General features: G+C 63.5%; 23 protein-coding genes, 1 other RNA gene and 1 pseudogene. 12 read left to right on the top strand and 13 right to left on the bottom strand.

Annotation, left to right across the window (positions count from 1 at the left end; genetic code table 11):
- From LQT98_RS19765 to LQT98_RS19750, 4 genes and pseudogenes are all read right to left on the bottom strand, one after another.
- Positions 1-727: pseudogene (locus LQT98_RS19765) on the bottom strand (cell division protein FtsK); the annotation flags it as partial.
- A gap of 188 nt (positions 728-915) precedes the next feature.
- Positions 916-1,263 (bottom strand): hypothetical protein, encoded by a 348-nt coding sequence (locus tag LQT98_RS19760; RefSeq protein ID WP_156183901.1) that lies wholly within the window; start codon positions 1,261-1,263, stop codon positions 916-918.
- A 206-nt stretch (positions 1,264-1,469) separates the two neighbouring features.
- Positions 1,470-2,096 (bottom strand): YbhB/YbcL family Raf kinase inhibitor-like protein, encoded by a 627-nt coding sequence (locus LQT98_RS19755; protein ID WP_048410651.1) that lies wholly within the window; start codon positions 2,094-2,096, stop codon positions 1,470-1,472.
- Positions 2,097-2,191: 95 nt separating this feature from the next.
- Positions 2,192-3,391 carry an amino acid aminotransferase gene (locus LQT98_RS19750; protein ID WP_331282572.1) on the bottom strand — a complete coding sequence of 400 codons (1,200 nt, stop codon included), beginning with the start codon at positions 3,389-3,391 and terminating at the stop codon, positions 2,192-2,194.
- Positions 3,392-3,613: 222 nt separating this feature from the next.
- Between LQT98_RS19750 and LQT98_RS19745 the strand changes: the two genes are divergently transcribed.
- Entirely contained in the window at positions 3,614-3,892 is a 279-nt protein-coding gene (locus tag LQT98_RS19745) for a hypothetical protein (RefSeq protein ID WP_048410653.1), read from the top strand.
- 64 nt (positions 3,893-3,956) lie between these two features.
- Here LQT98_RS19745 and LQT98_RS19740 read toward each other — a convergent pair whose 3' ends face one another.
- The gene (locus LQT98_RS19740) at positions 3,957-5,345 is read right to left on the bottom strand and encodes a sodium-dependent transporter (protein ID WP_048410654.1); all 1,389 of its coding nucleotides are present in this window, start codon (positions 5,343-5,345) and stop codon (positions 3,957-3,959) included.
- Between the two features lie 181 nt (positions 5,346-5,526).
- Positions 5,527-6,699, bottom strand: a complete 1,173-nt coding sequence (gene argE, locus LQT98_RS19735) for an acetylornithine deacetylase (protein WP_231464536.1) — start codon at positions 6,697-6,699, stop codon at positions 5,527-5,529.
- Between the two features lie 220 nt (positions 6,700-6,919).
- Between argE and ffs the strand changes: the two genes are divergently transcribed.
- Positions 6,920-7,018, top strand: an RNA gene (gene ffs / locus LQT98_RS19730) — signal recognition particle sRNA small type.
- 273 nt (positions 7,019-7,291) lie between these two features.
- On the top strand, positions 7,292-7,615 hold the full coding sequence (locus tag LQT98_RS19725; RefSeq protein ID WP_231464534.1) for a helix-turn-helix domain-containing protein: 324 nt from the start codon (positions 7,292-7,294) through the stop codon (positions 7,613-7,615).
- 124 nt (positions 7,616-7,739) lie between these two features.
- On the opposite strand, the gene LQT98_RS19720 is transcribed toward LQT98_RS19725, so the two are convergent.
- A complete protein-coding gene (locus tag LQT98_RS19720) occupies positions 7,740-8,189 on the bottom strand; it encodes a universal stress protein (protein WP_048410656.1) in 450 nt (149 codons plus the stop codon).
- A gap of 117 nt (positions 8,190-8,306) precedes the next feature.
- On the opposite strand from LQT98_RS19720, the gene LQT98_RS19715 reads away from it, so the two are divergent.
- The 4 genes from LQT98_RS19715 (at position 8,307) to xerC (ending at position 10,976) form a co-directional block, all read left to right on the top strand.
- A complete protein-coding gene (locus tag LQT98_RS19715; protein WP_048410657.1) occupies positions 8,307-8,744 on the top strand; it encodes an acyl-CoA thioesterase in 438 nt (145 codons plus the stop codon).
- A gap of 12 nt (positions 8,745-8,756) precedes the next feature.
- Positions 8,757-9,170, top strand: coding sequence for a TerB family tellurite resistance protein (locus tag LQT98_RS19710; RefSeq protein ID WP_048410658.1), 414 nt, complete (start codon positions 8,757-8,759; stop codon positions 9,168-9,170).
- Positions 9,171-9,235: 65 nt separating this feature from the next.
- Positions 9,236-10,090: an AAA family ATPase gene (locus tag LQT98_RS19705; protein ID WP_231464531.1), complete on the top strand. Its 855-nt coding sequence runs from the start codon at positions 9,236-9,238 to the stop codon at positions 10,088-10,090.
- 1 nt (position 10,091) lies between these two features.
- Complete coding sequence (gene xerC / locus LQT98_RS19700; RefSeq protein WP_231464529.1) at positions 10,092-10,976, top strand: tyrosine recombinase XerC; 885 nt, start codon at positions 10,092-10,094, stop codon at positions 10,974-10,976.
- Here xerC and LQT98_RS19695 read toward each other — a convergent pair.
- The 3 genes from LQT98_RS19695 to orn all read right to left on the bottom strand — a co-directional run bounded on the left by LQT98_RS19695 (position 10,973) and on the right by orn (position 13,763).
- On the bottom strand, positions 10,973-11,461 hold the full coding sequence (locus LQT98_RS19695) for a CinA family protein (RefSeq protein WP_369799209.1): 489 nt from the start codon (positions 11,459-11,461) through the stop codon (positions 10,973-10,975). The two genes, xerC and LQT98_RS19695, sit on opposite strands and share 4 nt — an antisense overlap.
- Before the next feature lie 22 nt (positions 11,462-11,483).
- Positions 11,484-13,133, bottom strand: coding sequence for a glucose-6-phosphate isomerase (gene pgi, locus LQT98_RS19690; RefSeq protein ID WP_231464527.1), 1,650 nt, complete (start codon positions 13,131-13,133; stop codon positions 11,484-11,486).
- Between the two features lie 84 nt (positions 13,134-13,217).
- Entirely contained in the window at positions 13,218-13,763 is a 546-nt protein-coding gene (gene orn, locus LQT98_RS19685; protein ID WP_048410662.1) for an oligoribonuclease, read from the bottom strand.
- 80 nt (positions 13,764-13,843) lie between these two features.
- Here orn and LQT98_RS19680 point away from each other — a divergent pair, with 80 nt between their 5' ends.
- The 5 genes from LQT98_RS19680 (at position 13,844) to LQT98_RS19660 (ending at position 17,735) form a co-directional block, all read left to right on the top strand.
- The gene (locus LQT98_RS19680) at positions 13,844-15,088 is read left to right on the top strand and encodes a M48 family metallopeptidase (protein ID WP_231464524.1); all 1,245 of its coding nucleotides are present in this window, start codon (positions 13,844-13,846) and stop codon (positions 15,086-15,088) included.
- 1 nt (position 15,089) lies between these two features.
- A complete protein-coding gene (locus LQT98_RS19675) occupies positions 15,090-15,416 on the top strand; it encodes a 4a-hydroxytetrahydrobiopterin dehydratase (protein ID WP_048410664.1) in 327 nt (108 codons plus the stop codon).
- Positions 15,413-16,288 (top strand): ribosome small subunit-dependent GTPase A, encoded by an 876-nt coding sequence (gene rsgA, locus LQT98_RS19670; protein WP_231464521.1) that lies wholly within the window; start codon positions 15,413-15,415, stop codon positions 16,286-16,288. The genes LQT98_RS19675 and rsgA overlap by 4 nt, the downstream gene beginning before the upstream one ends.
- A gap of 116 nt (positions 16,289-16,404) precedes the next feature.
- The gene (gene phbB, locus LQT98_RS19665) at positions 16,405-17,145 is read left to right on the top strand and encodes an acetoacetyl-CoA reductase (protein ID WP_048410666.1); all 741 of its coding nucleotides are present in this window, start codon (positions 16,405-16,407) and stop codon (positions 17,143-17,145) included.
- Positions 17,146-17,252: 107 nt separating this feature from the next.
- Positions 17,253-17,735 carry a GAF domain-containing protein gene (locus LQT98_RS19660; RefSeq protein ID WP_048410667.1) on the top strand — a complete coding sequence of 161 codons (483 nt, stop codon included), beginning with the start codon at positions 17,253-17,255 and terminating at the stop codon, positions 17,733-17,735.
- A 62-nt stretch (positions 17,736-17,797) separates the two neighbouring features.
- Here LQT98_RS19660 and LQT98_RS19655 read toward each other — a convergent pair whose 3' ends face one another.
- From LQT98_RS19655 to LQT98_RS19645, 3 genes are all read right to left on the bottom strand, one after another.
- Positions 17,798-18,034 (bottom strand): hypothetical protein, encoded by a 237-nt coding sequence (locus tag LQT98_RS19655; protein ID WP_048410668.1) that lies wholly within the window; start codon positions 18,032-18,034, stop codon positions 17,798-17,800.
- Between the two features lie 102 nt (positions 18,035-18,136).
- Positions 18,137-19,204, bottom strand: coding sequence for a DNA-binding protein (locus LQT98_RS19650; RefSeq protein WP_048410669.1), 1,068 nt, complete (start codon positions 19,202-19,204; stop codon positions 18,137-18,139).
- 170 nt (positions 19,205-19,374) lie between these two features.
- Positions 19,375-19,876 (bottom strand): OmpA family protein (locus tag LQT98_RS19645; protein WP_231464518.1); only part of this gene is annotated, 502 nt, incomplete at its 5' end.

Genomic DNA, 19,876 nt, shown 5'->3' with positions numbered 1-19,876 from the left:
GCGCCGGCCGCGCGCTGGCCGGCAGCTCATGCCGCACCACCGGTGGCGGCACGATTTGCGGCTCCGCCACCGGCTCTTGCGACTTGGCGAGCAGCGGTCGCAACATGGGCGCGGACGGCGCGACCATGGTTTTACCGCGCTTGGAATGGATATGACGCAATTGCTCGCGCACTTCGCTGGGATCGATCAGTGGCAACGCCGCGCCGTCCTGTTCCTTGACGCTTTGCGACAGCGCACGGCCAGCCTGGCGGCGACGGTAGTCGGACTGCAGATTGCTCTGCAGCTCGTGCAGGCCTATCACCGGCAAATCCTTGGCTTGCGGCTCCGCCGCCGGCTGGCGCTGCCGCTTGCGGTATTCACGCGACAACTCCAGCGTCGGCAGTTCCGGCGCGGGCTGTGGCGGGGCCGCTTGTCGCTTGGGCAATACTATGGTTTCGCGCTCCATCGGCGCGGAGCGCTCAACCGGGCTTTCCTCGACGACGCGGCGCGGCGGCTCGGCGCGCGGCGCGACGGCCTCGGGTTCCGCCGGCGGGGTCCAGGCTGACGCGGCGGACCGCTCGACAGCGGGCTCTTCGGCGAAGTAATCCGGCTCATGCCGCTCCGTCGGCGACACGCCCAGCAGACTATCCAGCTTTCGGGTCCACTCGGACACGGACACATGTCCGGTATACGTCAGCCAAGCCAGCACGCCCAGCAGCAACAGCAGCAAACACAGCACGAACCACACAGTTCACAACCTCTGACGATGTCGAAAATTAACGGACAGCCCAGACCTACGGCGGGCCGACAGCGGCGATTGTACCGTTTTTTATAGCGCTCGCGGCAGACACACATCGGCGCGCCCTCTGGCCGCGGGCAAAAAAATAAGCCGCGGCACAAGGCGGCGGCTTAATTTATCGCTGCGGAACGACCCGTCTAGGCGGCCTGCTGCAGATAACCCTGCAATTGGCCGTTGGCCAACAAGCGGCGCAAATGGCTGCCGGGCGTGGGGCCGGCATAGGCGACGCCGGCCTGCTTGCAGCGCAGCACCTGGCCGGTGGCCAGGGTCACCAACTCCATCTCCAGCACCCAGGCCTGGACATCGTCCACGCCTTCGACTTCCGGTTCCAGCGTCGCGGTCAGACGGTAGCGGCCATCGCCGGAATTCACGTCCAACAGCCCCATCAGCCCCAGATTGTTGCGCACATCGGCATCGTCCGCGTCAAACGCGCCGGTCGCCAATGCGGCGGCAGGCAGCTTGTCTTTAACAGTGTTTGCAACCATGACAGTTAATCCCCTTTGATGTTGTTATCGTCCGCCGCCTAACGGGAGCGCTGCACCGCTTCCGCCGAGCTAATTCGCCGCCAAGACAGCAAACGCCGCAACATCATGCTGCATTTCATTGCCACACTGCAATCCCTTGCCAGAGGCCGCCGCGCCGTGAGATAGGCAAACTGTCCTTTTTGCCACTTCTTTACATTGCGGGACGATTACAGCAAACGCGGATTTAGCGTATAGCGCCCGCTCAGGCTGGCCGACGCCAACACATGGCCGGACAGCGCCGCCAGCACATTGGCCGGCGTCAGCGCGCCGGATACCGGCAGCTTGGCCACATCCAGCGCGTACAGGGTGAAAACGTAGCGATGTTCCAGGCTGTCGTTCCACGGCGGGCAGGGGCCATCGTAACCGTAGTAATCGCCAGCCATTGCCGTATCGCCGGCAAACCAGCCGGTGTAGTCGTTGATGCCATGGCGCAGGCCCTGCGGCGCCTCTGGCCCGCTTTTGCCGCGCGCGCTGACGCCAACGCTGTGGCCGCCCTCGGCGATTTCAGACTGCTCGGCGGGAATATCCAAGAGCAGCCAATGATAGAAGTCCACACGCGGCAGTTCCGCCGGCACTTCCCTGCCCTCCTGGTTGACATCGTCGCCGCGCGACGGCACATCCGGGTCATGGCACAGCAACGCGAACGAGAGCGTGCCCTCCGGCGCGCCGCTCCAAGCCAGGTGCGGATTGAGGTTGTCGGACAAGGCGACATGGCTGCCCGCGTCCGGCACGCAGAAGGCCAAGCGGCCTGGAATGCGCTCCCCTTGCTGAAAACTGCGGCTATGCAGTTGCATGATGTGCTCCTCGACTATGGCCGATGGCCGGCCCGGTTGAAAAAAAGCCCCGACCTGCGGGGCTTGGCAATGCTTGGACGCAAAACCGGCCAGGTTCAGTCCGCCTTCACCACTTGAGCAATGGCGGAGGCGACATAGCCCAGGTTCTTGCTGTTCAGCGCCGCCAGGCAGATGCGGCCGGTGGACACCGCGTAGATGCCGAATTCGGCGCGCAGGCGCTCGACCTGGGCCGCGCTCAGCCCGGTGTAGGAGAACATGCCGCGCTGCTTGGCGACGAAGGAGAAGTCCTGGGCCACGCCTTCGGCCTTGATCGCCTCCACCAGGCCGGTGCGCATCGCGCGGATACGGTCGCGCATGCCAGCCAGTTCGTCTTCCCACATCTGGCGCAGCTCGGGATTGGACAGCACCGCTGCCACCACCGCGCCGCCATGAATCGGCGGATTGGAGTAGTTGGTGCGGATCACGCGCTTGAGTTGCGACAACACCCGCGCGGATTCTTCCTTGCCGGCGGTGACGATGGACAAGGCGCCGACGCGCTCGCCGTACAGCGAGAAGCTCTTGGAGAAGGAGCTGGACACGAAGAACTGCAGGCCGGAGGCCGAGAACAGGCGCACGGCGACGGCATCGGCGTCGATGCCGTCGGCAAAGCCCTGGTAGGCCATGTCCAGGAAGGGCACCAGGCCGCGCTCGCGGCAGACCTGCACCACCTCGGCCCATTGCGCGTCGGACAGGTCGGCGCCGGTGGGGTTGTGGCAGCAGGCGTGCAGCACGATGATGGAGCCGGCCGGCAGCTGCGCCAGGAAGGCGCGCATGCCGTCGAAATCGACGCCGCGAGTGGCCGCGTCGTAATACGGGTAGTTCTCCACCTCGAAGCCGGCGGATTCAAACAGCGCGCGGTGGTTTTCCCAGCTCGGGTTGCTGATATAAACCTTGGCCGCCGGATTCAGGCGCTTCAAGAAGTCCGCGCCGATTTTCAGCGCGCCGGTGCCGCCCAGCGCTTGAGCGGTCACCACCTGCCCCGCCTTGATCAACTCGCTGTCCGCGCCGAACAACAGGTTCTGCACCGCGCTGTCGTAAGCCTGCGCGCCTTCGATGGGCTGGTAGCCGCGCGGCGGCATCGCTTCCAGACGCGCCTTCTCCGCGGCCTTCACCGCCGCCAGCAGCGGAATCTTGCCGTTGTCGTCGGAATAAACACCCACGCCCAGATTCACCTTGGTGGTGCGGGTATCGGCGTTGAATGCTTCATTCAGGCCCAGGATAGGGTCGCGCGGCGCCAGTTCTACGGCGGAGAAGATCGAAGAGGTCATGCGGGGCTCCATTACTTAACGCAACGACCGGACCCAGCGGCAAGCTGGCCGGCCGGACAAGAAAAACCGGATAAGCACAGTCTAACATGGAGAACCACGTCACGGGCCGCCGTCCGGCGCGGCGGCGTTTTGACAGCGCGCCGTCCGGCCATTACCCTGACATCAGCCACCCACTTGCCTCCAAGCACGGCAGCCACAGGAGCATGACTCATGAAAAAAGGCATCTTGCTGTTCTGGCCCTCCTTCATCATCGCCATACTAGCGACAGGGGTGTTCTTCTCCATCTTCGACCCGGCCGAGCTCAGCCTACACGGCAAAACGCTGTTCAACGACAAGCTGTCGGCCTATTCGGTATTCTTCCTGATCAGCTGGACCTTCGGCGCCCTCAACACCAGCATCGTGCTGCTGTTGGAAAAAAACGCCCGGGAACTGAACGGTTTCACCGCGCCGCCGGTGGTGATTCCGGAAGACGACGCCAGCCAGCCCTGAGCCGGCGACAAGCCGCATGAAAAAAGGAGCCTCTCGGCTCCTTTTTCTACTGGACAACCTGGCCTCAAATCGCGCCCAGGCCCTTCAGCATCACCACCAGGATCAACAAAGGCGACACATAGCGCAGCACGAAGAACAGCGCCTTGAGCAAACCCTCGTTGCGCAGCGCGCCCTGATTGCTCAAGGCCTGCTTCAGACGCTCGAAGCCCCATACCCAGCCGACGAACAGGCACAGGAAGATGCCACCCATGGGCATCAGCAGATTGGAGGTCACGAAGTCGAACAGATCGAACAAGGTCATGCCGAACAGCTTGAAGCCGGACAGCGTGCTGTTGGACAGCGCGCAGCCGGCGCCCACCAGCGCCAGCAGCAGCAGATTGATCAGCGTGGCCTTGACGCGGCTGATGCCGAAACGCTCGCTGAACACCGACACCGGCACCTCCAGAATCGACAGCATCGCGCCGGTGGCGGCGATCGCGGCCAGCACGAAGAAGGCCACCATGAACACATTGCCCAAGGGCATGCTGGCGAACACCGCCGGGATGGTGATGAACAGCAGCGACGGACCGGCCGCCGGCTCGAAGCCGAAGGCGAACACCGCCGGGAAGATGGCGATGCCGGCCAGAATGGATACGAACAGGTCGGCGCACATCACCCGGAAGGTGGTGACCGGGATGTTCTGGTCATCGCGGAAATAGCTGCCGTAGGTAATCATGGTGCCCATGCCTATGGACAGCTTGAAGAAGGCCAGGCCCACCGCGGTCAGCACCACCGCGCCGCTGATCTTGGAGAAGTCCGGGGTGAACAGGAAGTCCAGGCCCTTGGCCGCACCAGGCAGCATCAGGCTGCGCGCGCCTATCACCAGCAGCAGCAGGAACAACAGCGGCATCAGCTTCTTGGTCACCGCCTCGATGCCCTTGGACACTCCCATCAGCAGGATGCCGCCGATCAACAGCAGCACCAGCCATTGCCACAGCAAGGACTGCAGCGGATCGGAAATCAAGGCGTTGAACGCTTGAGAAGTCACCTTGGGATCGCTGGACAACAGGCCGCCGCCCAGCGATTTGAACACATAGGCGAACACCCAGGCCGCCACTTCGGAATAGAAGGCCATGATCAGGAAGGCCGCCAGCACGCCGAAGGCGCTGATCAGCCACCAGGGCTGCCCGGCCGGCGCCAGCGTCTTCAGCGCGCTCACCGCGTCGCTCTTGGCCTTACGGCCCAACATGATCTCGGCGATCATCACCGGCAGGCCCACCAGCAAGGTGGCCAGCACGTACACCACCAAGAAACCGGCGCCGCCATTGGTGCCGGTCAAGTAAGGAAATTTCCAGATATTGCCGAGGCCCACGGCGGAACCGAGGGTCGCCGCCAATACGCCAAAGCTGGAGGTGAAGCCGTCTCGCGACTTGGCCACGCCTCCCTGCCGTACAGATCCCACGTTCTGACTCATTTATTTTTTCTTTCTGACTGCCGCGACGCCAGTGCCGGCCAAGCCCGGCGGGCATTGCGCCGCTTCTCACGCCACCATAAAACAAGCCCGCCTAAGGGATCCCCCTGGCGGGCAACTTGAGTGTTTGGCTTGTCGCCGGCAGCGATTTTGCGGCCATTCGGCCATCAGCGCAAAAAAATCTTCACGGTTCTTGCGTCAGCTCATCCCCTAAGCGCCGCAACCAGGCCAAACACTGCCGCAATTGCTCTATTTCAATGTATTCATCGGGTCGATGCGCCTGCTCGATGTTGCCCGGACCCAACACCACGCAGGGGATGCCGGCCTCGCTGAACAGCCCGGCCTCGGTGGTGTAGGCGACGCCCTTGCCGCCGTCGCAGCCGCACAAGCGCGCCACGATACGACGTACCGCGCTGTCTTCCGACGATTCGAAAGCCGGGCTGTACACCACAGGCTGGATCTGGACATCCGCCTCCGGCGCCACTTCACGCATTTCCAGCAGCAAGGTGGCGGCGTAATCCTTGACCGAATCGACAAAGCGCTCCGGGCTGTCGCCGGGCAGCCAGCGGCACTCGAACATGAATTCGCAATCCTTGGGCACGATATTGCAAGCGGTGCCACCGCTGATGGTCCCAGTCTGCAGGGTAGTGAACGGCACATCATATAAGGACTGGCGATGCCCGAACGAAGCCTCGGCGTCCGCCAGCTTGCGGATATGGGTGATCAGCCGCGCGGCGAATTCGATCGCGTTGACACCCTGCGGCGTCAGCGAAGAGTGCGCGGCGCGGCCGCTCACCTTACACAGATAATGCGCGATGCCCTTGTGCGCGATCACCGGCTGCATGCTGGTGGGTTCGCCAACGATGCAGCCGGACACCTGCACGCCATCGGCCACCAGCCGGTCTATCATCCGCCCCACGCCCAGGCAACCCACCTCCTCGTCATAGGACAGCGCGATGCCGATCGCCTGGCGCAGCTTCCCGCCCTGTGCCAACTCGACAAACCACGGCGCCAAGGACAGCACGCAGGCGATAAAGCCCTTCATATCGGCGGAGCCGCGGCCATACAACCGGCCATCGCCCTTGTCGGTCAGCGCGAAAGGATCGCTGTCCCAGACCTGCCCATCCACCGGCACCACGTCGGAATGCCCGGACAGCAACACCACCGGCAACTCCGGCGCGCCGATGCGGGCGAACAGATTGGCCTTGCCGCCATCGTCGTTGAAGGTCAGCGTGGCCTCCACGCCCAGCCGCAGCAGATAATCGCGCGCCCATTCGATCAATTGCAGATTGGAATACCGGCTGGTGGTATCGAAGCGGACCAGTTCCGCCAACAGTTCTTGCGCCGATTGAGACATCTCGCTCTCCCAAGCCTTGCCATGGTGTTTGAAGAGACCGCCAACTCCGACGCCGCGCGGCTTGCGCCGGCCGCACACGGGGGTCTTGCCGGACTCTCGTTATAGGATGCAGCCAAGTCTGCCTTGCCGCCGCCGCTTCGGCAACCGCCGCGCCGGCAATAAAAACGCACGCCGCGCTTGGCAAAGCCGCCGCTTATCGCTAGAATGCGTCTTCTCTTGAGGCGGGTCTCCCCGCATTGCGCGATAGCGAACCTGGTCAGGTCCGGAAGGAAGCAGCCACAGTTATTTAGCGCAAGTGCCGGGGGTCAGGCTCGCCGCCCCTCCCCTTTATTTTCTGTCTCAGATGCCGAAACGCTTTACAAAAAAGCGACCACGCAGTATCTTTTCGCGTCTCGCCCTGCAAATCCCATTGTCCTTGACAATAAGAAGCCACTAACATTGCAAAAAACGAAGTTCGTGCTTAACGGAACTTCATGAACTTTTTTGCATCAGAATTATTCCTGATGGATTTTTTTTGCTATTTTTAGGGTGCAGGGCACGAACCTAAAAAAATATTAGAACCAATATTCTTTGATACTGAGAGGAACACTCAATGAAACTGTTTGAAAAAATCCCCAACCCGCGTGAAATCCGCCGCAAGCTCGGCCTGAACCAGCAAGAGTTCTGGAGCCGCATCGGCGTGACCCAATCCGGCGGTTCCCGCTACGAAAGCGGCCGCAACATGCCAAAGCCGGTGCGCGAACTGTTGCGCCTGGTGCATGTGGAGCAGATCGACCTGTCCAAGGTGCGTCGCGAGGACTTCGAAATCGTCGAATACCTCAAGGAAACCCACCCGGACCTGTACAAGAGCCTGCGCAAAGCGGTTCGCACCAAGCTGGAAGCCCAGGACGGCAGCGTGGAAGTCACCGCCAACTAAGCGGCTCCCGCGCGACAAAGCCAGCCCGCAGCAATGCCGGCTGGCTTTATTTTTTCACTCGAATTGTCCGACAAGCAACTACGCGCCGCGCGCGCCAAAGCGGCGCGGCTCGCATGCCATCGGCCTAGTCACCAGGATTGCGCACCAGCAAGACCGGCACGTCCGCCAGTTTCAGCACCCCTTCCGCCACGCTGCCCATTAGCAAATGCATCAAACCGCTCCAACCATGGGTACCCATCACTATCAAATCGGCACCCCAGGAGCCGGCCTCATCCACCAGCACCGCGGCGATCTTGTCGCCCCAGCTCTCGAGTATCTTGCAATCCGCCTCCACGCCCAGCTCCTTGGCCTTGGCCCCCGCCTGCCCCAGCACCTGCTCGCCGGCCTGCTTGATCGACTTCTGCAGTTCGGTCGCGTCGAGGAACTCGGTACCGCCCCAGCCAAACTGCGCCAGGTCCACCACATGCACCAGCTTCAGGCTGGCCCCCACTTCCTTGGCCAGCTGGCACGCCTCGTGCAACGCCAGATTGGAGGTTTCGCTATCATCCACCGGTACGAAAATGCGCTGATACATGACTCTGCTCCTTGTTGTATTTGCCTTACACTTTCAGTCTATCAAACCATGCTACCGTACTGTTGACCCAGATTAAGACAAACAAGCAAGTTAAACGACTCGCCCAAAGCCTATATCATGCCCAGAATCAAGCTTGAGCTGCCCGAGCGCTTCACCTTCGAAACCCGCGTCGATGTCCGCATCGGCGACATCAACTACGGCGGCCACCTCGGCAACGACGCCGTGCTGCGCCTGGCCCACGAGGCACGGCTACGCTTCTTTCAAAGTCTAGGCTATGCCCACGAGCTCAGCGTCGAAGGGTTGGGCATCGTGGTGGCGGACACCGCCGTCTGCTATCGCGCGGAAGCCTTTCACGGCGATGTGCTGCGCTTTGGCCTCGCCGTCGCCGACATCGGTCCGCGCGGTTTCGATTTGCTCTATCAGGCAAGCAATGACAAAACCGGGAAAGAAGTGGCAAGATTGAAGACTGGCATCGTTTTTTTCGACTATGCCTGCCGCAAGCTTGCCGCCATGCCCCCAGTGTTTCTGGCCCGGCTTGGCGTCACATCAGAATAAAGGAAAGACGTCATGAGAAAATACGCGCTCAACAGCCCGGAAGCGCTGGCTCGCTTGCTGGCCATGTTCATGATCACGGACGGCAATATGGACCCGCGCGAACTGGAGCTGCTGGATAAACTGCACGTCTATGACCTGATCGGCCTGCCGCGCAAACAATTCACCAAGGTATTGGTCGACTACTGCGACGACGTCTCCGACGAAGCCGGCGACGACGGCACCATCCGCCTGCTGGACGCCGAGCGCATCAACGGCCTGCTGACCGAAATCACAGATCGCCGCAAACGCGTGCTGGCCTGCGTGCTGGCCATGGACATCAGCAAGTCCGACGGCACCATCAGCGAGCCGGAAATGGCGCTGCTGAGCCATATGATGAAAAGCTGGGGCATTTCGCTGGACGACCTGGAACGCGAATTCGCCCGTTAACCTCTTTCCAAGCCACAGCAGCCGCCCAGGCGGCTGCCGTGGCCATTTCGAAGCCCCTGTCACCCATGACGAGCAATACCCGATTTTCCGGAACCGAAAACTACATCGCCACCGAAGACCTGATGATGGCGGTCAACGCCGCCGTCACGCTGGAACGTCCGCTGCTGATCAAGGGCGAGCCCGGCACCGGCAAGACCATGCTGGCCGAGGAAGTAGCCCACAGCCTGGGCCGCGAGCTGATAGTCTGGCCGATCAAATCCACCACCAAGGCCCAGCACGGCTTGTATGAATACGACGCGGTGTCGCGGCTGCGCGACTCGCAGCTGGGCGACGCCCGCGTGCACGACATCCGCAACTACATCGTCAAGGGCAAGCTGTGGCAGGCCTTCGACGCGGACACCGCGCCGGTGCTGCTGATCGACGAGATCGACAAGGCCGACATCGAATTCCCCAATGACCTGCTGCGCGAGCTGGACCAGATGGAATTCTTCGTGCACGAAACCCAGGAATTCGTGCGCGCGCGCCAACGCCCCATCATCATCATCACGTCCAACAATGAGAAAGAGCTACCGGACGCGTTTCTGCGCCGCTGCTTTTTCCATTACATCCGCTTCCCGGAACGGGATACCATGCAGGCCATCGTCGATGTCCACTTTCCCGCGCTGCGCCAGCAACTGGTCAGCGAGGCGCTGGAGGTGTTCTTCTCCATCCGCGAGCTGCCCGGCCTGAAGAAAAAGCCCAGCACCTCGGAGCTGCTGGACTGGCTGAAGCTGCTGACCGCCGAAGGCATGGACGCCGATGCGCTGAAACGACACCATCAGGACAACGCGCCGCCGCCCTTGGCCGGCGCCTTGCTGAAGAACGAACAGGACTTGCAACTGTTCGAGCGGCTGATGCAGATGGCCAAGCTGCGCCGCTGAGATGGAACACCTGGATCGCTTCGCCGCCTCGCTGGCGCTGGCCGGCCGCAGCGGCCACACCAGCGCGGCCTACCTACGCGACCTGGAGCAATTGGCGGCCATGCTCGCCCCCACGCCGCTGCCGCAGGCCGAGGCCGGCCAACTGCGCAAGGCGCTGGCCAAGCTGCACGCCCAAGGGCTGCATAGCCGCAGCCTGGCGCGCAAGCTGTCCGCCTGGCGCCGCTTCTACCAATGGCTGTTGGACAGCGCGCAGCGCCCGGACGACCCCAGCCTGGGCCTGCGCGCGCCCAAGCAGGACAAACCGCTGCCCAAGGCGCTGCCGGTGGATAGCACCGCGGCGCTGCTGGACCGGATAGACGATGCCGATCCGCTATCCGTCCGCGATCGCGCGCTATTCGAGCTGATCTACTGCTGCGGGCTGCGGCTGTCTGAAGCGGTGGGATTGAACCTGGAAGACATCGACTTCTCCGACGACTTGCTGCGCGTGCGCGGCAAGGGCGGCAAAACGCGGATAACACCGTTGGGCGCCACGGCGCGCGCCTGCTTGCAACAATGGCTGGCGCAACGCCAGGCGGCCGCGGGGGAAAACGCGCTATTCATCGCCCGCCATGGCGGACGGCTGGGCGGACGCCAGGTGGAAAAGCGCCTGCGCGACTGGGCGATCAAGACCGGCGCTCAGCAGCATGTGCATCCGCATATGCTGCGCCACTCGTTTGCCTCGCACTTGCTGCAGTCTTCCGGCGATTTGCGCGCGGTGCAGGAGCTGCTGGGCCACGCCAATCTGTCCAGCACCCAGATCTACACCGCGCTGGACTTTCAGCATCTGGCCAAGGTCTACGACGACGCGCACCCGCGCGCGCGCAAGAAACCGGAAAACGAGGATTAAGCCGAGCGACTGCGCGCGGCCAGCAACTCGTCCAAACGCTGCAAGGCACGGATCACCGTCTGAGCGCGCACCTGCGCGCGGTCGCCGTCGAAGCGACAGCTGAAGGCCTCGCTCCAGCCATCCGGACCGGCCAGGCCGAACCAGACCAGGCCCACCGGCTTGGCCGCCGTGCCGCCGCCGGGGCCGGCGACGCCGGACACCGCCACGCTCCAATCCGCGCCGGACAGTTTCCGCGCGCCGACCGCCATCTGCCGCACCACCGCCTCGCTGACCGCGCCATGCTCGCGCAAGGCGCGCTCATCCACCTGCAGCAGGCGCTGCTTGGCCTCATTGCTGTAAGTGACCACGCCATAGCCGAACCAGGCCGAGCTGCCGGCGATATCGGTCAAGGCCGCGGCTATCATGCCGCCGGTGCAGGATTCGGCCGCGGCGACGCTCTCGCCCGCCGCCAGCAGACGCTCGCCCAAGCGGCGAGCCAATTCCAGGCTTTCTTGCATGACCATCCTCTCAGCTTCGCCGCGTTTTGAAATGACGGATCAGGCCATTGGTGGAGCTGTCGTGCGCCAGCGCGTCGTCGGCCGCGCCCAGTTCCGGCAGGATGCGGCGCGCCAGTTGCTTGCCGTACTCCACGCCCCATTGATCAAAGGAATTGATGCCCCAGATCACGCCCTGCACAAAAACCTTGTGTTCATACAAGGCCAGCAGCATGCCCACGCCGCGCGGCGTCACCGCGTCCAGCGCCAGGGTGTTGGACGGCTGATTGCCGGGAAACAGCTTCTGCGGCAACAGCATGTCCAGCTGCTCGCCCGGCAGATGCGCCAATTCACGCATTGCCTCGGCCTCGCTCTTGCCGCGCATCAAGGCCTCGGTCTGGGCCAGGCAGTTGGCCACCAACACCTGATGCTGCTCGCCGACGGCGTAATGGCTGCGCATTGGAATGATGAAATCGCAAGGCACCAGCCGCGTGCCTTGATGCAGCAGCTGGAAGAAGGCGTGCTGGCTGTTGGCGCCCTCTTCGCCCCAGATCACCGGCCCGGTATCGAAGTCCAGCGCCTCGCCGTAACGGCCGACGCGCTTGCCGTTGGACTCCATGTCCAATTGCTGCACATGGGCCGGCAGCCGGCGCAGGCCATGATCGTAAGGCATGATGGCATGGGTGTGGGCGCGGTAGAAGGTGTTGTACCAGATGCCGATCAAGGCCAGCAGCACCGGCATATTGGCGGCGAACGGCGCGCTGAAGAAGTGCTGGTCCATCGCGTGACCGCCGGCCAGGAACTCCTGGAAATGGTCGAAACCTATCGCCAGCATCACTGGCAGACCTATCGCCGACCAGGTGGAATAGCGCCCTCCCACCCAGTCCCAGAAGCCGAACATATGCGCGGGATCGATGCCGAAGGCCTGCACCGCGGGCAGATTGGTGGATACCGCGACGAAATGGCGCGCGATGTCGGCCTCGCCGCCGGCCTGCAGAAACCACTGCCGCGCAGCCTGCGCGTTCAGCAGCGTCTCCGGCGTGGTGAAGGATTTGGAGGCGACGATGAACAGGGTTTCGGCGGGGTCCAGCCGCTGCAAGGTGCCGGCGATGTGGGCGCCGTCGACATTGGAGACGAAATGCACCTCAAGCTCCGGCGTCGCATACGCGGCCAGCGCCTCCTTCACCATCAGCGGCCCCAGATCGGAGCCGCCTATGCCCAGATTGACCACATGGCGGATGCGCCGGCCGCTGAAGCCTTTCCACTCGCCGCCGCGCACCTGTTCGCTGAAAACACGCATTCGCTGCAGCACCGCCTGCACCTCGGCCACCAGTTCACAGCCGTCCAGCTCCAGCCGTTCGCCGGCAGGCAGGCGCAAGGCGGTATGCAGCACCGCGCGGTCCTCGCTGACATTGATGCGCTCGCCGCCGCGCATCCTTTCCATCCAGCCGGCCAGGTCGGCCTCCCGCGCCAGTTCGAACAGCAGTTCCAGCGTGCGCTCGGTGATGCGGTTCTTGGAGTAGTCCAGCAACAGGCCGTCCAGCTCCAGCGAAAAGCGCTGGAAACGCTGCGGATCGGCATCGAACAGCTCACGCATATGCATGTGCCGGGTTGCGCGCTGATGTTGATGCAGCCGGGCCCAGACCCGGGTGGAATTAATGTCGGAACTGCGTTGCGAAGCCATATGGATTGCCGCTGGAATGAGATTTGCCAATAATAAAGGGGCAAGCCCTCTTACCGAGCCGCCCCCGCGGAACAACACCCTCGCTTACAGCTTGAGGAAATGCTCGCGGTAGTAACGCAACTCCTCGATCGACTCCAGGATGTCCGCCAGCGCCTCGTGCTTGCCGCGCTTGACCACCCCGCGCGCCACTTCCGGCTTCCAGCGCTTGCACAACTCTTTCAGCGTGGACACGTCCAGATTGCGATAATGGAAATACTCCTCCAGCTTGGGCATCCAGCGCACCATGAAGCGTCGGTCCTGGTGGATGGTGTTGCCGCACATCGGCGTGATCCGCGGCGGCACGTGCTGGGCCATGAAATCCAGCAGGATCTGCTCGGCCTCGGCTTCGCCCAGCGTGGACGCCTTGACCTTTTCGATCAGGCCGCTCTTGCCATGGGTATTCTTGTTCCAGTCATCCATGCCGTCCAGCACCGCGTCCGGCTGGTGAATCACCAGCACTGGTGATTCCGCCACCACGTTCAGCTGGCTGTCGGTCACGATCATCGCCACTTCGATGATGCGGTCGGTCTCTGGATTCAGGCCCGTCATTTCCATGTCGAGCCAGATGAGGTTCATTTGATCTTGTGTCATACTTGCCAATCTTTGCAAAACCCTGCCATTTTCCTTCATTGCCGCGCTGGCGGCAAACCTGACGCAGATAACGGACCCCGATGACCGAGGCATTCAGCTCTCTCTTTCTTGCCGCGCTGGCGGCCACCCTCGCCCTGAAACTCTGGCTGGGCTGGCGCCACATCCGCCACATCGCCCGCCACCGCGCCGAAGTGCCGGCCGCGTTTCGCGACGCCATCGCCTTGCAACAACACCAGCTGGCCGCCGATTATTGCATCGCCAAGACCCGTTTCGGCCTATTTTCCGCCGTGCTGGACTGCGTGGTGATCCTGGCGCTGACCTTCGGCGGCGTACTGCAATGGCTGGCCGGCGCCGTGGCCGCAGCAGGCGTCTCGCCGCTGCCGTCCGGCCTGCTGCTGATCGTGGGCGTGGCGGCGCTGACCGGCTGCGTCAGCTTTCCGCTCAGCCTGTACTCCACCTTCGGCATCGAGGCCCGCTTCGGCTTCAACAAGACCACCCCCAAGCTGTTCATCATCGACCAGATCAAGGGCCTGCTGCTGGGCGCCGTCATCGGCTTGCCGTTGGTGGCGCTAGTGCTGTGGCTGATGGACATTTCCGGCCCGCTGTGGTGGCTGTGGGTCTGGCTGGTCTGGACCGGCTTCCAGCTGCTGATGGTGGCGATCTACCCGACGCTGATCGCGCCGCTGTTCAATAAATTCACCCCACTGGAAGACCTGGAGCTCAAGGCGCGCATCGAAGCGCTGCTGCAACGCGCCGGCTTCCAGAGCCAGGGCGTGTTCGTGATGGACGGCTCCCGCCGCTCCAGCCACGGCAACGCCTACTTCACCGGCTTTGGCGCCGGCAAGCGCATCGTGTTTTTCGACACCCTGCTCAAACAGCTGGACCACGCTGAAATCGAAGCGGTGCTGGCGCACGAGCTAGGCCACTTCAAGCGCCGCCACATCGTCAAGCGCATCGCGCTGGCCTTCGCGTTGTCGCTGGCCTTCCTATTCCTGCTGGGGCAGTTGCTGGACGCGCCGTGGTTCTACGCCGGCCTCGGCGTTGCCACGCCCAGCACCGCGATGGCGCTGATCCTGTTCTTCACCGTGGCGCCGGCCTTCACTTTCCCGTTCACGCCGCTGTCCAGCGGCCTGTCGCGCCGCCACGAATACGAGGCCGACGATTTCGCCGCCAGCGAAACCGACGCCGGCAAACTGGTGTCCGCCCTGGTCAAGCTGTATCGCGACAACGCCTCCACGCTGACGCCGGACCCGCTGCACTCCGCTTTCTACGACTCGCATCCGCCCGCCGCGCTGCGCATCAACCACTTACAAGGAAACCGCTGACATGAACCTGCTCGAACTGTCCTGCGAAGCCCAACACGGCGCCAGCCCGCTGGCGGCCAGCACCATCAATCAGCTGATGGGCGCGCTGCCCGGCTGGAGCATCCGCGGCATCGAACTGACCAAGACCTTCCCCTTCGCCAACTTCCACGACACCATGGCCTTCGTCAACGCGCTGGCCTGGATCGCTCACCGCGAAGACCATCACCCGGACCTGTCGGTGCATTACAACCGCGCCGTCGTCAACTTCAGCACCCACGACGCCGGCGGCCTGACCTTGAACGACTTCATCTGCGCGGCCAAGACCGAAGCACTGCTGGCCCGCCCATGACAGGTCAGACCGGACAAATCATCCGCAGCCATGGCCGCCGCTTCATCGTCGAATCCGGCGGCCAGGTTTACGATTGCACCACCCGCGGCAAACGCGTTGATTTCGCTTGCGGCGATTGGGTGGACATCCTGGTGCAGAACAAGGAACAGGCGGTCATCGAGCGCTCGCAAGAGCGCCGCAGCCTGCTCTACCGCCAGGACGACTGGAAAACCAAGGTCATCGCCGCCAATGTGACCCGCATCCTGTTCGTCATCGCCGCCGTGCCCAGTCCCAACGAAGAGTTGCTGGGCCGCTGCCTGATCGCCGCCGAGGCCGGCGACATCGATCCCGTCATCGTGGTCAATAAGTCCGACCTGCCGGAAACCGCCGGCTTGCTGCAGAAGCTGGAGCTGTACCGGCAACTGGGCTACCAGCTGGTCACGCTGTCGGCCAAGCAGGACGTCGCGCCGCTGCTGCCCTTGCTGCAAGGCCAGACCAGCGTCTTCGTCGGCCAGTCCGGCATGGGCAAATCCACGCTGACCAATGCGCTGCTGCCGGATGCCAACGCGCGCATCGGCGACATTTCCACCGCGCTGGACTCCGGCCGCCACACCACCACCCACGCCACGCTCTACCACCTGGACGCCGACAGCCATCTGATCGACTCCCCCGGCTTGCAGGAGTTTGGCCTCAAGCATTTGAAGGCCACGGAACTGACCCGTTTCTTCCCGGAAATGCGCCCGCTGATAGGGCAATGCCGCTTCCACAACTGTTCTCACCGGGTGGAGCCGAACTGTGCCATCATGGCTGCATGCGACGCCGGCTTGATCACCAGACCCAGGCTAGCCTTGTTGCGGCGCCTAACGGATGAGCTTTCACCGTCCAGGCCGTAACGTAAGGCGTGCGTACATTCCATTCACATACAGCGGTAATTCACTTACCCTAAAAGAGATCGAAAGCCGTATCGCATAAGCATATCCAGACAGACAGCCATAAAGGAGCCAGCACTATGAATAAGCGAATCGCACTTGTTACCGGCGGCATGGGCGGCATTGGCACCGCCATCTGCAAAGCGCTCGCCGAAAGCGGTCACATCGTAGTCACCACCTACAGCAAGTCCGGCCGCGAGCAGGCCTGGCTCGCCGACATGAAGGGGCTGGGCCTGCATGACATCCACGCCTATCAATGCGATGTCAGCGACACCGCCTCCTGCAAGACGCTGGCCGAACAGGTGGCCAAGGATCTGGGGCCGGTGGACGTGCTGGTCAACAATGCCGGCATCACCCGCGACTGCAGCTTCAAAAAGCAGACCAAGGACGACTGGGACGCGGTGCTGCGCACCAATCTGGATTCGCTGTTCAATATGACCAAACCGGTGGTGGATGGCATGAGCGAGCGCGGCTTCGGCCGCATCATCAATATTTCCTCGATCAACGGCCAGAAGGGGCAGTTCGGCCAGACCAACTACTCCGCGGCCAAGGCCGGCATGCATGGCTTCACCATGGCGCTGGCGCAGGAAGTTGCGCGCAAGGGCGTGACCGTCAACACCATCTCCCCCGGCTACATCGCCACCGACATGGTGATGGCGGTGCCGGAAGAAACCCGCAACAAGATCGTCGCGCAGATTCCAGTGGGCCGCCTGGGCAAGCCCGAGGAGATCGCCGCGCTGGTCGCCTTCCTCGCCTCCGAGCAGGCAGGCTTCATCACCGGCGCCAATGTCGCGATGAACGGCGGCCAGCACATGATGTGACGCCGCCGCTCCGGCTCCTATCTCAGCGCCGCCTCCGGGTGGCGTTTTCTTTTTGCCCGGCCGCTGTGTATGCTGTCGCTTTCCCCAGTCCCACCCCAACGACATCCATGGCAGAACACCTGATCATCCAAGGCGCCGACAAGCAGGAGCGCTATCAAACCCTATTGCCGCAAGCTCTGGCGCTGATTGAATCCGAGACCGACCAGATCGCCGCGCTGGCCAATCTCTGCGCCGCCCTGCACAGCAGCTTCGACTGGCTGTGGACCGGCTTCTACCTGGTCAAGGGCCAGCAACTGGTGCTCGGCCCCTTCCAGGGCCCTATCGCCTGCACCCGCATCCCGTTTGGCAAGGGCGTGTGCGGCAGCGCCTGGCAGGCCGGCAAAACCCTGGTGGTGGACGATGTCGACGCCTTCCCCGGCCACATTGCCTGCTCCTCCAGCGCGCGCTCGGAAATCGTGCTTCCCGTGTTCAATGCCGCCGGCGAAGTGGCGGCGGTGCTGGACATCGATTCCAGCGAGCTGGCCAGCTTTGACGCGGTGGACGCGGAGTATCTGGAGCGCATCGCGGCCGCGCTCGCCCGCCTGTTCTGAGCAGACGCTCGCCCATGAAAAAAGCGCGCCGCGGCGCGCTTTTGCTCATCCAGCCCAACCCACTAGGGCCATGCGTGATGCCGGCCATGCCCGGCGCCAGGCCGCGAGCGATGGCGCAACGCCAGCTCCAGCCCCCAGAACAAGGCCAGGCCGGACAGAACGATCAGGTTCTTCCCGCTGATCATCGCCAACAGACCGGACAGCGCGGAGCCGGCATCGGCCCAGCACAGGCCAAACCACAGCAGCAGCGCCAGCAGCGTGATCCACGCCGGCGCCCGATAGTATTCGCCGAATGACATTTCGCTCTCCATCAGGACTGTCCCATCTCGACAGACTAGCAAAGCCGCACCCGGCCGCCATTGTGACAAGCACTTAGTAGAAATACGCGCGCCGCCGGCCGCTCAAACCTGCAAGGGCAGTTGCAGCTGCCGCCCCAGCCATTCGCGCAGCCCGGCCTCGTCCAGCGCCGACCACTCCTGGCGCGCTCCGGCCAGGACTTCCGCCAGTCGCGCCAATTGCCGCTCCGCGCCCAGATTGACTTCGCCGGCCAGCCGGCTGTTCTCGCTCGCCATGTCCAGCAAGCGCGCGGATGCCTGCTCCAGCTGCACCGCCTGGCGCAACACATCCTGCTCCAGCGCCGCATTGCGCTCTTCCAGCAATTCCAGCCGCGCCTCCAGTCGGCCATTGTCGCGCTCGCGCTCGGCCATTCGCTCGCGCCACTCGCCATCCTGCCGCGTCAGCTCGCGCCGGCTCTGGCGCAAAGCCTCCTCCTGGCGCGCCTGCGCCTGCTGCATCGCGCGGCGCTCTTCCTCCATCTGCTCATACAGCCGCAAACGCAGGCCTTCCAGCCGTTCATAGGCCAGGCTCTCACGCCTGCCCGCTTCCTCGCGCGCTTCCAGCACCCGCTGCTCGGCGCGCTGCTCCAGTTCCTGCTGGCGTTGCTCGGCCTGTTGCCGCGCCTGCGCCTGCTCTTGTCGCGCCTGCTCCAAGCGGGCCGCCATCTGCTGCTGCGACTCCTCCAGCATCTGGCGCCGGCTTTCCTCGCCTTTCAGCCGCCCGTCCAGGTCCGCCAGCCGCGCGGCGCGCAGTTCCAGTTCGCGCAAGGCGGATTGCAACTCGGCCTGGCGCGCGGCCAGCCCGGCCTCCAGTTCCCGCGTCTCCGCCGCCGCCTGGGCCACCGCGGTTTCCGCATCCTGGCGCAGCGATTCCAGCCGGCCGTCCGCCTCGTCGCAAGCCCGCTGCCACACCTGCTCGAAGGCTTCCGCCAGGCCGGCCGGCCAATCCGGCCGCCGCGAGGACACCGCCACGCGCGACAGGAACTCCTGCCGCCATTCTTTCAGGGTGTTATTGATGGTGGTATTGGAGCCCGCGCCTATCCTGGCCCGCACTTCCAACACCGTGGGCCATACGCCCTCGCCCACCAGTTCGAACGCAGCCTGCCGGATGCGCGAATAAATATCTGTCGCCATGCTGAATCTGCTTCTTGCTTATTGGCGACATTCTAACAAACCCCGTCCTCCGTCCATTACGAATTACATTGCAAATTTAACAAATCGACAGCGCCGGTCACGCCGTGCATGCAATAGGGCGGCACCGGCAAGCCGGTCCGCCCCTGACATACCGCCAAAGCGGCGTCTGGCTAACCGCGCGCCGCTTCGGCGACGAAGATCTCCACGCGCCGGTTCTTGGCCCGCCCGGCGGCGCTGGCATTGCTGGCCACCGGCTCATGCGAGCCGCGGCCGGCGATGCTGATGCGCCCCTCGGCCACGCCATGCGCCGTCAAGTAGTCGCGGGTGGCGCGAGCACGGTTCAGCGACAAGGGGTCGTTGACCGCGTTGCTACCGGTATTGTCGGTGTGGCCGACGATGTTCACCGTGGTCACTGGATTCTGGTTCAGGGTAGCGGCGAAGCGATCGAGAATCGGCCGCAGATTGGGCTTGATATCATAGCGACCCACGTCAAAAGACACATCGCTGGGGATGTCCAGCTTCAGTTGATTGTCCGCGGTCTGGCTGACGCTGACGCCCGAACCCTTGGTCGCCTGCTCCATCGCGGCCTTCTGCTCCTGCATATGCTTGGACCACAGATAGCCGCCGCCCGCGCCCAGCGCCGCGCCCAAGGCCGCGCCGGTGGCCGCGCTG

The organism is Chromobacterium aquaticum, assembly GCF_021129195.1.
Classification (GTDB): Bacteria; Pseudomonadota; Gammaproteobacteria; order Burkholderiales; family Chromobacteriaceae; genus Chromobacterium; species Chromobacterium aquaticum.
This window is presented reverse-complemented; position numbering and strand designations above follow the sequence as displayed.